Origin of the sequence: Nocardia sp. MDA0666, assembly GCF_003023875.1 — a bacterium.
Classification (GTDB): Bacteria; Actinomycetota; Actinomycetes; order Mycobacteriales; family Mycobacteriaceae; genus Nocardia; species Nocardia aobensis.
The window spans coordinates 1-13,095 of sequence record NZ_PYHT01000048.1 but is presented as its reverse complement, the minus strand read 5'-3'; the positions used below and the strand labels follow the sequence as shown (position 1 = coordinate 13,095).

Sequence of the window (13,095 nt, the reverse complement as noted above, 5' to 3'; positions counted from 1 at the left end):
GGTTCGGGCGCACCGGCGTCCTGCCACGCATGCCGGCCCGCGTTCTCGGGCCGGGAATCCGATTGCGGCGCACCGCGATTCGGGATGCTGTGATTCGACGCCGCCTGCATCGGCCCCGGTCGCGGCGGACCCGGCTGATTCGGCACAGCCGAGCCGGGCTGATTCGGCACCGCCGGACCCGGCTGATTCGGCACCGGAGCCGGGCCCTGCTCCGCCTCGGCGTATTCGCTGTCGGTGACGAGCAGATGCGCGGCACCCAGCACCAGGGCGTGCATCGGATGATCGGCGACCCGCAACCGGGCGCCCAGGTGGTTCTGGAACGCCAGCCGCAGCGCGTCGTTGAAACACACGTTGCCGGTGAGCAGCACCGTCGAGGTGTCGGCGCCGATCGAGCGGGCCGCGGCCATCACCTCGATGACGACGTTGTCCGCCGAATGGGCGTCCCGCATCGAATCCGGGGTGATCGGCACCCCGACCGATTCGGTGGGCTGCTCGTCGTCCCCGTCGACGGCCACCACCAGGCAGACCCGGCCATCGGAATAGACGCCGGTCGCGCCCACGCCCCGGCGGCCGTGCGCGGGCGGCTGCACGAGCCCGAGGGCCCGCACGTAGCCGGACAGCGCCACGGATTCGGGCAGCGGGTCGGTGAGGACGTCCATCTGCTCGACCAGACGGCAGTACTCCTCGACCTTCTCGTCGGGCCAGTCGTCCGGGAACGGCAGCGCCACCACGTCGGGCTTACCGCGCAACCGGCTGCCGATCGCGGCGAGCGGGTTGTAGAGCCGGGCACGGAACACCAATTCCGCCGGCCAGGTCGCCCCCGCGATGCGAATCTGCTGATGCCCGAGGATGTCGCGCACGTCGGAGACCGCGATGCCCAGATCGGGCCGCTGCCGGTCCACGCCCGCGGTGTGCAGTCGCCCGGACTTGTCCGCCAGCAAATACGCAGGCGGCGTATATGTGCCTTCCACCTGGACCGGGCGGATCGGTGTCCCACCGCCACCGGCGGCCACGGACACCACATCCCATCCGAGATGTATCGCCCCAACTCGAGCCGTCACATGCATAAGTGTGCCTGCTGTCGCGCCGGGACGCTCGGGGCAGGTCCGATTAGTGCGCGCATTACCCGTCGATGCTCGTCATCGGCCCCGTTCACGCGGCCGACTTCTTCAGCCGCAGACGCCACCACGTCAGCGTGGACAGCGCCGCGGTGAGCACGATCAGCATGCCGGCGTCGAGTAACCAGAAACCCGGCGTGTGCTGCCAGATCGCATCGGGCTGGGCGTTGACGAACAGAGTGCGCAGATCGATGGTCGACGCGCCGCCGGCGAATCCCCAGCGCGACGGGAAGACGTACGAAAGCTGTTCCAGCACCACGCGATCGGTCACCGGAATCATGCCGCCGGCCATCACGAGCTGGCACATGATCATGACCACCAGCAACGGCATGACCTGTTCGTTCGATTTCGCCACGGTCGACAACAACAACCCGACCACCACACACGTCACCGCGGTCAGCGCGATATCGACGTAGAGCTCCACACCGCCGGACGGGATGAGCGCCCCCTTCCCGGGCGGATTCTTCCCGGCCAGCACGATGGCCACCAGCACCGCCGATTGCAGCAGCGCCGCGACACCGAAGACCATCACCTTCGCCAGCAGATACGCCGAGGGCAGCAGGCCGACGGCCCGTTCCCGCAGGAAGATAGGGCGTTCCCCGACCAGATCGCGCACGGTCAGCGTCGACCCCATGAAGCACGCACCGAGGATGAGAACGACCAGCAGCTGCTGGGATTCACTGCCTCCGGTGAGCTGCGGATGCAATTGACCGTCCGGCCCGAGAATCGGTGGCGCGGCGGCGAAACCGTTCTTTCCCGGCACGACCAGGCACAGCACACCCAGCACGAACGGGAGGACCACCAGGAAGGCCAGGTAGCCGCGGTCGGCCAAGATCAGGCGGACCTGTCGCCGCGACAGTGTCGACAGTTGTTTCCGGCCACTGGATTTCGGTGGCTGTCCCATCACACCGCGGGGCACGGCCGGCGGTGGGGGTGGCAGCGCCGCCTGCCTGGACCGGTAGTTCGCGAAGGCGCGGTCCGGTTCGGCGGCGACCCGCGCGAAGATCTCCGCCCAGTCGCTGGTCCCGAGAAAATCACCGACGCCGGCCGGATGTCCGCAGAACGCGGTCTTGCCACCGGGCGCCAGCAGCAGCACCTGATCGCACATGTCCAGGCAGGCCACCGAGTGGGTGACCACGATGACGGTGCGCCCGGCGTCGGCCAGTTCGCGCAGCATGGTCATGACCTGCCGGTCCAGCGCCGGGTCGAGACCCGAGGTGGGTTCGTCGAGCAGCAGCAGGGCCGGACCGGTCAGCAGTTCCAACGCCACGGAGGCGCGCTTGCGCTGACCGCCGGAGAGCCGATCGACGCGGGTATCGGCATGTTCGGTCAGCGAAAGTTCCTTGAGCACGCCGTCGATTACCTGCTGCCGGTCGGCCTTCGAGGAGTCCGGCGGCAGCCGCAGTTCGGCGGCGAATCCCAGCGCCTGGCGCACGGTCAGCTGCCGGTGCAGCACATCGTCCTGCGGCACCATGCCGATACGACTGCGCATGGCCTCGTATTCGGCGTGCAGGTTGCGGCCCTCGAAGGTGACCACACCGGCCGACGGATGTGTCGTTCCCGCAATGAGTTTCGACAGTGTCGACTTACCCGCGCCCGAGGGCCCGATGAGCGCGGTCAGGGTGCCGCGCCCGGCCTGCATGTTGACGTCCACCAGCAGCTGTTTGTTGCCCTCGACGACGAAGCCGACGCCGTGCACACTCAGACCCTGCTCGGTCACCGGCTTCTTGCGGTGCTTCAGCGTGCCTTCCTGCACGACGAAGTCCACGTTGCCGATGGTGACGATATCGCGCTCGCGCAGCGCGACCCGCTGCTCACGGCGGCCGTTGACGAAGGTGCCGTTGGCCGAGCCGACATCCTCGAGGAGGAGACCCTCACCGCTCTTGACCAGGCGGGCGTGCCGGCGCGAGGCGAGCGGATCGTTGACGACGATCTGGTTGTCGCTGGTACGGCCGATGGTCAGCCCACCGGCCGGAATGCGGTCGGCGCGTGCGATCGGTGCGGTCGAGGCCCGCGCACGCACCGGCGGCAGCGCCGAGGTGTCGGCCTTGGTGGTCATATTGACGTTCGGCACACCGCCCGAGCCGTGGGCCGCCGGAATCGGTGGGGACGGACGCTGATTCGGCCGTTGCGCGGGCCGCGACGGCGGCTGCGGCGCGGCCGGACGGCGCATCTGCCCGGATTGCGGTGTGGGATGGGACGGTTGCCGACGCTGCTGCTGACCGCCACCATGCTGTCCCCCACCGTGCTGTCCCCCACCGTGCTGTCCCCCGCCTCGCGGCCCGGTGTCCCGGGCGGGCGGATTCGGCGCACGGCCCGGTGACTGCGCGCGGGTGGGCGGCGCGGGCGGCCGGAACTGCGCCTCCGGCAGCAGATGAACCAGCGGTCCTGTGACCGCGTCCCCGAGCCGGACGAGCATCGGCCGATCCACCGGAACGGGGCGCGTGATCCGCTGGGCGTCCACGAAAACCCCGTTGGTACTGCCGTTGTCGGAGAGCACCCAGGCGCCCCCCTGCCAGCCAAGTGTCGCGTGCACACGAGAGACCAGCGGACTGTCGACGAACACCGTCACCTCGGGCGCGCGGCCCAGGGTCACCTGCTGAGTGTTTTCGAAGATCCGATCGGTTCCCTCATGGCGCACGGTGATCTTCTGCGCCCCCGGTAATGACATGAGCCGGATAATATGCGATGGCCGTGACATCGGTGGGGCTCGAACGTGCCCCCGATCGCCGGGGGCGGCGCAGGTGACGCAGTGACTACCGGCCCGGGGAGGGATGGGAAGATGGCGAAACGCCCGGTGACGGCGACCCTCGCCGTACTGGTGCTGGCGGTCGGTCTACTGGCGGGCTGCACCATGACGACCGGCGGGCACGCCGTATCCATCTACGACGACCCGTTCCAGGTCGCCGGACTGCCCACCACCAGCGGTCCCAGCGGTCCCCGATCCGGCGTCCCCGATGCCGCGCTGACCGCCACCGGTGGCGACAAGGGCGCGGTGGACACATTGGCGCTCAATGCCATCGACGACATCCAAAGCTATTGGCGCGCTGAATATCACAACGAATTCCAGGGCGACTTCACTCCCGTCACCAAGTTCTATTCCTGGAGTGCGAAGGCACCGCGCTCACAGGAGACGCAGTTCTGTAAGGACACGACCTATCACCTGGTCAACGCGGCGTACTGCCGGCTGGACAATTCCGTCGGCTGGGACCGCGGCGTCCTGCTGCCGATGATGCAGGACAGCTTCGGGAAGATGGCCGTGGTGATGGTGCTCGCGCACGAATACGGCCACGCCATCCAGACGATGTCGCGCATCGTCACCGCCAAGGATCCGGTCATCGTGAAGGAGCAGCAGGCCGACTGTTTCGCCGGGGCGTTCATGCGCCACGTCGCCGAGGACAAGGCCGCGCACTTCACGATCAACACCTCCGACGGCCTCAACAACGTGCTGGCCGCGACGGTCGCGATCCGGGACGCCAATCCCGAGGATCCGGAATCGGTGCACGGCTCGGCCTTCGAGCGGGTGACCGCGGTGCAGATCGGTTTCACCGACGGCCCCAAGGGCTGCAAGGCGATCGATATGAAGGACATCGAGCGCCGCCGCAAGAATCTGCCGCAGTCTTTCGGCGACGACGTCAATCGCGGCGAATTGGCCATCACCAAGGACAGTCTCAAGGAGTTGAGCAAGGCGATGGCGGCGATCATGCCGATCCCTTCCCAACCGACCTACGACTATCACGGCGCCCTCATGCACTGCAGCAACGGCGCCGACACCGCGCCCGTCACCTACTGCCCCGCGACCAACACCATCGGCACCGACATTCCCGCCCTCGCGCAGCGCGGTGCGGCGAATACCGATGAGCAGGACGGGTTTCCGACCCGCGTCGGCGGTGACTACAACGCCTACGTCGTGTTCGTCTCGCGTTACGCGCTGGCGGTGCAGCGCAACGCGCATCAGCAGTTGACCGGAGCGAAGACCGGCCTGCGCGCCGCCTGTCTGTCGGGCGTGATCACCGCGAGGCTCGCCGATCCGCATCGCGATGCCGGACAGGGCGATATCGCACTGTCTCCGGGCGATCTCGACAAGGCGGTATCGGGACTGCTCAGCGATGGACTGGCGGCCAGCGACGTCGAAGGCAAGACCGTGCCGAGTGGCTTCTCCCGGGTCGACGCGTTCCGGGCCGGTGTTCTGGGCACACAGGAGATCTGCGAGGCGCGCTACTCCTGAACGCTCGGTCGATCGGCTCAGCCGAACGGCTCGATCGGCTCAGCCGAACGGCGGGGGCGCGGCCGGCTCCAACCGCAATACGCGGTTGCCGAGCTGGATCTCCGAGCCCTGGGCCAGCACCATCGGCTGATTCGGTTGCAGCCGAATCCAATCGCGATATCCGGCCGGCCGGGCCCGGGTGCCGTTGGTGGAGCCGCGGTCCACGACGGTGATATCCCAGTTCATCAGCCGAATCTCGGCGTGGGCCCGCGACATTCCACCGGAGGAGTCCTCGATCTTGACCGGCACCAGACCGCGCTGGGCGGCCTCCGAATTCTCCGGATCCCGGCCGATCACCGCATCGGCCGCGAGCAGATAGGTCATCCCGTCGTCGAGGACGAGCATGCCCAGCGGCGGCCGGACGACCTCGGCCGGTTGCTGGGTCTGGTCGACCGGCATCCCACACACCGTGCAGAACGCCGAGCGTGGATCGCTCGGATGGGCACGGGCACACTTGAATCCCATCACCCGCACCGTCAGCGAGGTCGCGCGGGCAGTCGCCTCCATCCGGCGTTCCAGTTCCGGATCGGGGCCGGGCGCGGGATTGGTACCGCGCAACCGGGTTTCGGCCAGGCGAGGATCCTCCGCCGGTTCGGGACGTGCTGTCCCTTGCCGCGCATCGACTTCCGGTGCCCGGTCCGGCCGGGTCGGCGGTGGGGGCACCTGGGGTTCGGGTCGCTGCGCGTCCAATTGTGACGTGGGAGCGTCTTCGGCGCGATGGTGCGCACCCGCGGCGGGCCGGGCGGCACGATCACGCGCGCGCGTCCGCTCACCGTCGAACCACACCACCGCCCCCGCGGCGGCCGCCACGCCTTCCACCAGCGAGCCGATACCGCGTTCGGGCAGTTCCGGAATCCGGCCGCGCTCGTCGTCGATGAACAGCGCCGCGGCGCGGGCCGGCGGTTCGGTGAAGCGGTCGACGGTGAAGGCGGCATCCACGCCGCGGTAGTACTCGACACCCCGGGCGCCCGCGAGGACCACGGTGACCGATCCGTGCAGGAAGATCGCCACCCCACCGGTATCCGAGCGCGAGAGAATACCCAGGTCGACCGGGCTGCCGTCGACCTGTTCGGCCTCCTGTATCAGCCAGCGGGTGGCCTCGCGCGCGATGATCCGGCCTGGTCCTTGCGGGGCGTGCTCCGAGGCCTCGGACACCAACTGCGCCAACGCCTCCGCGGCCCGCATCGCCGGTGCGTCGGGGTGCACCCGGCCGCGACCACGATGCGCGACGACCACGACGGCCCCCGCGACGCGTACGACGACATGGTTACCGGCGACAACCTCGACCTGCCGATCCATCAACGGAATCGGCCTCCGAGCGATATCAGCGCAGCGGTCACCACAGGGACAAGGTTAAGGCAATCGTTGTCCATGAGTCCCCGCTGCCGGGTCCGGTCCGGTAATTTCGATGGCGGAGAACCGGGAGAGAGCACCGGGAGAAGGGGGGCGGTCCATGGACCGAACGATTCGCAGATCTCTGGTTTTCACGTGCGCCGCAGTGCTGGCCGTGCTGACCGGTTGCGGTGTGCAGGGAACCCCGACCGCGGCCGAGATCGATGTCCGCACGCTCGATGTCGGCCCGTATCCGGTCGACCGCCACAGCTACGACGCCACCGCGGGCAGCAAGGGTGCGCTCGCGGAGGGGATGCGGATGTCGCAGGCCGTGGTCCCGGCCGTCCGCATCGACCCGTCGCTGACGATCGGTGCCGGCGGACGCGTCGTCGCCGACAGCACCGATGCCACCCGCCGCCTGCTGGCCGCGGTCTCCAAACCGGTGCTCGACCGCAACAAGATGGTCGTCGCCTATGTCGCGGCGGGTTCCGACAAACCCGGTTCGCTGGACAGCGCCGCCGCGGCGACCTCGGTCACCGATCTGGTGTTGCGCTTCCCGGACGAGTCCGCGGCCCGGCAGGCCGCACGCGAACTCGAAGACGTCGACTTCGGTGTCGCGCCCGACCTCAATCGCAAACTCGCGCTGCCGAAATACTCGGACGCCTATATCCACTACCGTCCGGGGATTGCGACCATCGGAACCTTCATGGCCTACAAGCAGTTCGTGATCTCGCTGTACATCGAGCGGCCCCGTCCCGAGGAGGCCGATCTGCTGGCCTGGGTTCAGAAGACCCTCGACGCCGAGGTACCGGCACTCGATCATTTCCAGGCGACCGCGGCCGGCGGCCTCGACGCATTACCGGTGGACCCGGACGGTCTGCTCGCGCGCGCCGTGGTGCGCGACCGCTCGAACCGCACCCCCGATGTCGATCGCTTCGCTGTCTATGCCGCACCGGCATTCGTCCATATCTCCTCCGACGAGACCACACGTCAGCGGCTCGTCGACGACACCGGCATGGATGCCATCGCCGTCGCCGACAACAGTTCGGTGTTGCGCGTCCGCGACGCCGATGCCGGGTCACGCATGATCAAAGGGCTGATCTCCAGTTCGGGTGAGCAGTACGAGCCGGCCGACGCGCCCAAGTCGGTGCCCGGGGCCAAATGCCTGACGCTCAACAGTTCGGGAGATCCGCAGAAGGACAGCAGATTCCGCTGTTATGTGCCCTACCGGCGATACGTGGAGGTCGTCAACGCCAACAACCGCGACGATATCGATCAGCGGGTCGACGCGGCGTATGCGTTGCTGGCCAACAGCTTCTGACCGAACCCGGGCGGCGCGGGCGCGTCACCGTGCTGGAGTACTATGCCGCGAGACCCAGCCTGGAAGGGGGAGCTGATGTCCACGGTCGATCTGATACTGACCGACAGCCGATTGTGGGCGCGCAGCGAATCCACCCACTGGGACGGCGCCCCCTCGGTGGTGCCGGCCAGCGACGGCACGAGTCTCGTTGTGGGAGAACCACTTCAGCCGCCCTCACCCGCGGTCTCGGTGGTACGGCTGGCCGCGGCCGACCGCATCGCCTTCGTCCCGATGCTGCCGACCGTCGCCGACGCCTTCGCCGCGATCTTCGGCGCCGTGCTGACCAATCTGCGGCTGCCCACCGCGTGTGAACGGCTCACGGTGGTGAGCCCGTCGGAGTGGGGTACGCGCCGCCGCGCCGCGCTCGAGGCCGGCGCCCGCCGTCTGGTAGGCGAGATCAGCGTCGAACCGCTGGCATTGCGGGTGGCCGGGCTGTCCGCGAGTACCTCGCAGCAGCAGCGCATCGCGGTGGTGGAACTGAATTCGCTCACCACGACCGTCACCCTGACCGGCCGTTCGGGCACCGAGACCTGGATCGAGGCCTGCGAATACGAGCCGACGATCGGCTCCGCGGACCTGGCCGAGGGGCGCGGTGCGGAGGCCGTCGTCGACGTCGTCGATCGACTGCTGGGCGGCCGCAAACCCAGCTATCTCGTGGTCGTCGGCGCCGCCGAACCCGCGCTGCTCGACGCGATGCGCGCGGAACTGTCCCGGCGCTACGGTTTCGGTGTCGACCTGCGCGCGATGTCCGGCGTGGACCTGGTCCGGGGCGGGCCCTCGATGTCCTCCGCACCCGAACCCGCGCAATTCGCCCCGCAGACCCCGTGGGTCGGCTCCCTGCACGAGCATGCGGCCGCGACCGCGCCGCCACCGAAGCGCCGCACTCCGCTGCTCATCGGCGCCGCTGTGGTCGCGGTGGTTGTCGCGGCAGTGGCGGCCGCCCTCGTGCTGACCCGGTCCGGCGGCGAGTCGCCGACGGCCCGATCCACCGCGGCGCACCCCTCCGCCGCCGCGCCGCCGTCCGCGGCGCCCGCACAACCTGCCGAAACCTTCGGACGGGTCGGCGCGGTGATCCCAGCGGGCTGGCATATCACCAATCGCTCCGGCGCCCGAGTCGACATTTCCCCGAACGACGGTGCGCGCGAACGCATTTCGCTGGTTCAGAAGGACCTTGCCCCGGGGTCCGGCGTCGAGGACGTCGCCGCCACACTCGAAACCCAGATCGCCAAGCGCCCGGCCGGCACCGTCGGGCCGCTGCAGCGCAATGTGATCTTCGGCGGGCGCCCGGGGCTGTCGTACGAGGAAACTCCCGGTGACGGCACCACGGTGCGCTGGCAGGTTCTGGTGGAATCCGGCCTTCAGGTCAGCGTCGGTTGCCAATACCCCACCGGCGACTGGCAGTCCATCGCCGCGGTATGCGAGAAGTTCGTCGGCGATCTGCGCCCGGGGGCGTGACACCCGGCTCGGACCGGCAGCCGCATGCCGGGTGCCGCCGTCGGTGAAAGGCACCCCGTCGGAGACGGGTGCTATCTTCTTCGCAGCGTCGGCCGAACAGGCACCTGTGTTCACCGGCGCGGAGCCTGTGGGAGGGGACTATGCGAAATTCGGTGCGCGTGCTGGCCGCTGCCGTGGCCGCGCTGGCGCTGGCCGCGTCGGGATGCGGCTCCGATCCGACTCCCGCTCCGGCCGCCGAGCCGACGGTCGATCTCAACGGTCTCGACGTGGGGCCGTACGACGCCACGCCACGCGATATGGGCAAACCCACCAATCCCGGTCAGGCCGCGTTCTACGAGGCGGAACGACTCGGCAGCACTATGCCGCTGCCGATGGATATCGACCCGGCCTTCACCCATACCGGCAAACTCGACACCCTGGTCTTTCTCGATCCGAAGACGTCGGTGATGAAGGATTTCACCGACCTGAGCAACTTCGCCGAAGACGCCCCGGACCTCATCGGCGGCTTCGTCTCCTACGGCCGCGACGACCCGGACAATCTGGGAAGTGAGCTGGTCAACGCGGCCATGATCTTCCCGACCGAGCAGCGCGCGACCGAGGTCGCCGCAGCCCTGGAGCGGCGTGATTTCGGCCGCGATCCGCAGACCCAGGCGGTGGCGATCCCCAATTATCCACTGACGCACGCACATTGGGTACCGACCAAACAGGCGATCAACAACTGGTACCCGTCCGGTCGGCTGGTGCTCTACACCTCGGTCTACGACCAGGCCAAGAACTGGTTCAACAAGGTCGATCTCCCGGCGCTCGTCTCCCGTGTGCAGAAGAGCCTCGACACCGTCCTGCCCGCGCTCGCCAAGTTCCAGCCGACGCCGCCGGACAAGCTGATGGAGCACCCGATCGACGTCGACGGGATGCTCGGCCGGACCATGGTCCGGCCGAAGGAGGCGACCGGCGAATGGCTGAACCCGCCAGGGGTCTACCTCGGACATGCGGGGCTGCACTTCAGTAGCGATCCGGGCGAGTCCCGGGTGTGGTATGACCGCGACGGCGTCGACCGCTTCGCCGATTACGGCAACGAGCTGTACCGAGCCCGCGATGCCGCGGCCGCCGCGGATGTTCGCGACGAATTGGGCGGGGCGGAAAAACATTTCAAGCAGGCGGCGGCACCGAGGAACCTGCCGGTCGCGAAGTGCCGGGAATACAACGGCAAAGAGAAGTTGGCCGTCCGCTTCTACTGTTCGGTGTACTACGGCAGATATGCCTCGCTGGCCTGGGGTGAACAGTTGCTCGATGCGCAGCAACGCATTTCGGCCCAGTACGCCATTCTGGTGAAGGCGGACCGGAAATGAGTACTCGATTCGTTCGGACGGCGGCCGTCGCGGCCTGCCTCGGCGGGCTCCTGGCGGCGACCGGATGCGGCGCGACGATCGGCGGCTGGGCCGGCCCCTCGGAAATAGATGTGCGGAAGCTCGATGTCGGCAACTACGACGTGCGGCCGCTCGATATCCACGTGGACTTCCGGCCGGGTTTCGTCAACGCGCCCGAGGCCGCGGGTATGCGGCTGGCCGAGTATGTGGTGACCGCGGATCAGGTCGATTCGACGCTGACGAAACGGGAGAAGGCGGGCAGCTTCTCCGCCGGGGTTCTGCCCGATGCGCTCGGCAACGCGGACGAGATGGAGGCCACCGCCAAACGCGACCACATGGTGTACGGATTCTCGACCGCGGCCAGTGACAAGGACGCGGGCTGGGGTTTCTCCGGCTGGCCGAAACCCGAGAAACCCAACTCCACCGTGCTCGCACTGTCGGTGATGCAATTCAACGACGCCGCGAGCGCCACCCGGGCCGCCACCGATTTCTACAACACCGATTTCAACGCCTACAAGGACCAGAACCAGTCGGTGCCGCTCGCGAAATATCCGGACGCCCACGCACATTGGCGTCCCGGAACACCGTCGATCCGGTCCTTCCTCGCACACGGCCCCTATGTGGTGTCGGTACTGGCCCTCACTCCGACACCGGACCTGAACAGCCTCACCGCCCTCACCGAGAAGACGCTGGACACCGAATTCCCGCTGTTGGACCGGTTGCAGCCGATCTCCGACGAGGACACGGTCAAACTGCCCTGGGATCCGAATTACCTGCTCAGCCGTGCTCTCAACACCGGCCAGTCCGGTCGTCCGCAATACGGCGACGACAACGGCGTATTCGGCCCGCACGGGATCGTGCACTACATGCCCGATCGCAAGGCCGCCGCACAGAGCGCCGCCACTCTGAAGGCCACCGAATTCGCCAAGACCTCCGACGCCCTGGTGCTGCGCTCGGACGACGCGACCTCGGCGAAAAAGGCTGTCGCCGACCGCGTCACGTTCCAGGGCGGTGGCCCCGCCGTAGACCCGGTACCTCAGATCGCGGATTCGGCGTGCGTGGAGAACAGTACGAAGAACACCGATTTCAGCGGGCCCAAGCGGTACACCTGCATCGTCGCCTACCGCAATTACGTCGGCTATGTGACCTCGAATCAGCTGGTCGATGTCCATCAACGCGCGGCCGCGCAGTACGCCCTGTTCGCCAACAGCCAGTGGCAGCCGTGACTCGACCGCCCACCTCGAAGTCCAGTAAGCTCCGCGACGATACGCGGCCCGCCGAACTACCAGGAGTTTGTTACAGATGGTGATGAGTCCCGGCACCATCGTCGGTGGGTATCGGATCGTTCGCCAGCTGGGCGCCGGCGGGATGGGCACGGTGTATCTCGCCAAACATCCCAGCCTTCCGCGCATGGACGCCATCAAGGTGCTCAGCGGCGAACTGTCGTCCAACCACGAATTCCGGGGCCGATTCGAACGCGAGGCCAATCTCGCTGCCGGTCTGGACCATCCGAATATCGTGTCGGTCTACAACCGCGGTGAAGAGCACGGCCAATTGTGGATCGCCATGCAGTACGTCGACGGCACCGACGCCTCGGCCGAACTGGCCCGCGACCCGCATTCGATGACTCCGCTGCGCGCGCTGCGCATCGTCACCGAGGTCGGCAAGGGCTTGGACTACGCGCACCGCCGCGGGCTCCTGCACCGCGACGTCAAACCCGCGAACTTTTTGTTGTCGGTCCCCGAGGACGACGACGAGGAACGTGTCCTGCTCACCGATTTCGGCGTCGCCAAATCCACCGACGACGCGACCGAACTCACCCAGACCGGCAGCTTCGTCGCGACGATCGCCTATGCGCCGCCGGAACAACTCCAGGGCATGGCGGTCGACAGCCGCGCCGACATCTACAGCCTGGGCTGCGCGTTCTACAAGCTGATCACCGGCCAGAACCCGTACCCCGCAAGCCAACCCGCGATGGTCATGATGGGGCATCTCTACGAGCCCCCGCCCCGCGCCACCGCCGTCAACTCCGGCCTCCCACCCGCGATCGACCACGTCTTCGCGCGTGCCCTGGCGAAGAATCCCGCCGACCGCTTCGCCAGCTGCCGCGAACTCACCGACGCCGCCGCGAATGCCCTCACCCCCGGCCACACCCCGGTCCGCACCACCACCTCCCCGACCTACCCCATACAGGTC

At 68.0% G+C, this 13,095-nt stretch carries 9 protein-coding genes; 6 read left to right on the top strand and 3 right to left on the bottom strand.

Features of this window, described 5'->3' with window-relative positions:
• A partial coding sequence (locus tag C8258_RS32040) for a hypothetical protein (protein WP_369974859.1) occupies positions 1-1,061 on the bottom strand: 1,061 nt, incomplete at its 3' end.
• Positions 1,062-1,152: 91 nt separating this feature from the next.
• Positions 1,153-3,789: an FHA domain-containing protein gene (locus tag C8258_RS32035; protein ID WP_106958325.1), complete on the bottom strand. Its 2,637-nt coding sequence runs from the start codon at positions 3,787-3,789 to the stop codon at positions 1,153-1,155.
• A 111-nt stretch (positions 3,790-3,900) separates the two neighbouring features.
• Between C8258_RS32035 and C8258_RS32030 the strand changes: the two genes are divergently transcribed.
• The gene (locus tag C8258_RS32030; protein ID WP_106958324.1) at positions 3,901-5,346 is read left to right on the top strand and encodes a metallopeptidase; all 1,446 of its coding nucleotides are present in this window, start codon (positions 3,901-3,903) and stop codon (positions 5,344-5,346) included.
• Positions 5,347-5,385: 39 nt separating this feature from the next.
• Here C8258_RS32030 and C8258_RS32025 read toward each other — a convergent pair whose 3' ends face one another.
• Entirely contained in the window at positions 5,386-6,684 is a 1,299-nt protein-coding gene (locus C8258_RS32025) for an FHA domain-containing protein (protein WP_106958323.1), read from the bottom strand.
• A gap of 154 nt (positions 6,685-6,838) precedes the next feature.
• Here C8258_RS32025 and C8258_RS32020 point away from each other — a divergent pair, with 154 nt between their 5' ends.
• The 5 genes from C8258_RS32020 to C8258_RS32000 all read left to right on the top strand — a co-directional run.
• The gene (locus C8258_RS32020; RefSeq protein ID WP_199195927.1) at positions 6,839-8,038 is read left to right on the top strand and encodes a hypothetical protein; all 1,200 of its coding nucleotides are present in this window, start codon (positions 6,839-6,841) and stop codon (positions 8,036-8,038) included.
• 75 nt (positions 8,039-8,113) lie between these two features.
• Positions 8,114-9,532: a type VII secretion-associated protein gene (locus tag C8258_RS32015; RefSeq protein WP_106958322.1), complete on the top strand. Its 1,419-nt coding sequence runs from the start codon at positions 8,114-8,116 to the stop codon at positions 9,530-9,532.
• Positions 9,533-9,672: 140 nt separating this feature from the next.
• The gene (locus C8258_RS32010; RefSeq protein ID WP_106958321.1) at positions 9,673-10,881 is read left to right on the top strand and encodes a hypothetical protein; all 1,209 of its coding nucleotides are present in this window, start codon (positions 9,673-9,675) and stop codon (positions 10,879-10,881) included.
• On the top strand, positions 10,878-12,125 hold the full coding sequence (locus tag C8258_RS32005; RefSeq protein WP_106958320.1) for a hypothetical protein: 1,248 nt from the start codon (positions 10,878-10,880) through the stop codon (positions 12,123-12,125). The genes C8258_RS32010 and C8258_RS32005 overlap by 4 nt, the downstream gene beginning before the upstream one ends.
• A 76-nt stretch (positions 12,126-12,201) precedes the next feature.
• On the top strand, positions 12,202-13,095 hold an 894-nt coding region (locus C8258_RS32000), incomplete at its 3' end, for a serine/threonine-protein kinase (protein WP_146161387.1).

What these genes read in the sequence shown, in the direction of transcription:
- C8258_RS32035 (WP_106958325.1), bottom strand. Translation starts at nt 3,789, where the DNA reads ATGTCATTACCGGGGGCGCAGAAGATCACCGTGCGCCATGAGGGAACC.
- C8258_RS32030 (WP_106958324.1), top strand. Translation starts at nt 3,901, where the DNA reads ATGGCGAAACGCCCGGTGACGGCGACCCTCGCCGTACTGGTGCTGGCG.
- C8258_RS32025 (WP_106958323.1), bottom strand. Translation starts at nt 6,684, where the DNA reads ATGGATCGGCAGGTCGAGGTTGTCGCCGGTAACCATGTCGTCGTACGC.
- C8258_RS32020 (WP_199195927.1), top strand. Translation starts at nt 6,839, where the DNA reads ATGGACCGAACGATTCGCAGATCTCTGGTTTTCACGTGCGCCGCAGTG.
- C8258_RS32015 (WP_106958322.1), top strand. Translation starts at nt 8,114, where the DNA reads ATGTCCACGGTCGATCTGATACTGACCGACAGCCGATTGTGGGCGCGC.
- C8258_RS32010 (WP_106958321.1), top strand. Translation starts at nt 9,673, where the DNA reads ATGCGAAATTCGGTGCGCGTGCTGGCCGCTGCCGTGGCCGCGCTGGCG.
- C8258_RS32005 (WP_106958320.1), top strand. Translation starts at nt 10,878, where the DNA reads ATGAGTACTCGATTCGTTCGGACGGCGGCCGTCGCGGCCTGCCTCGGC.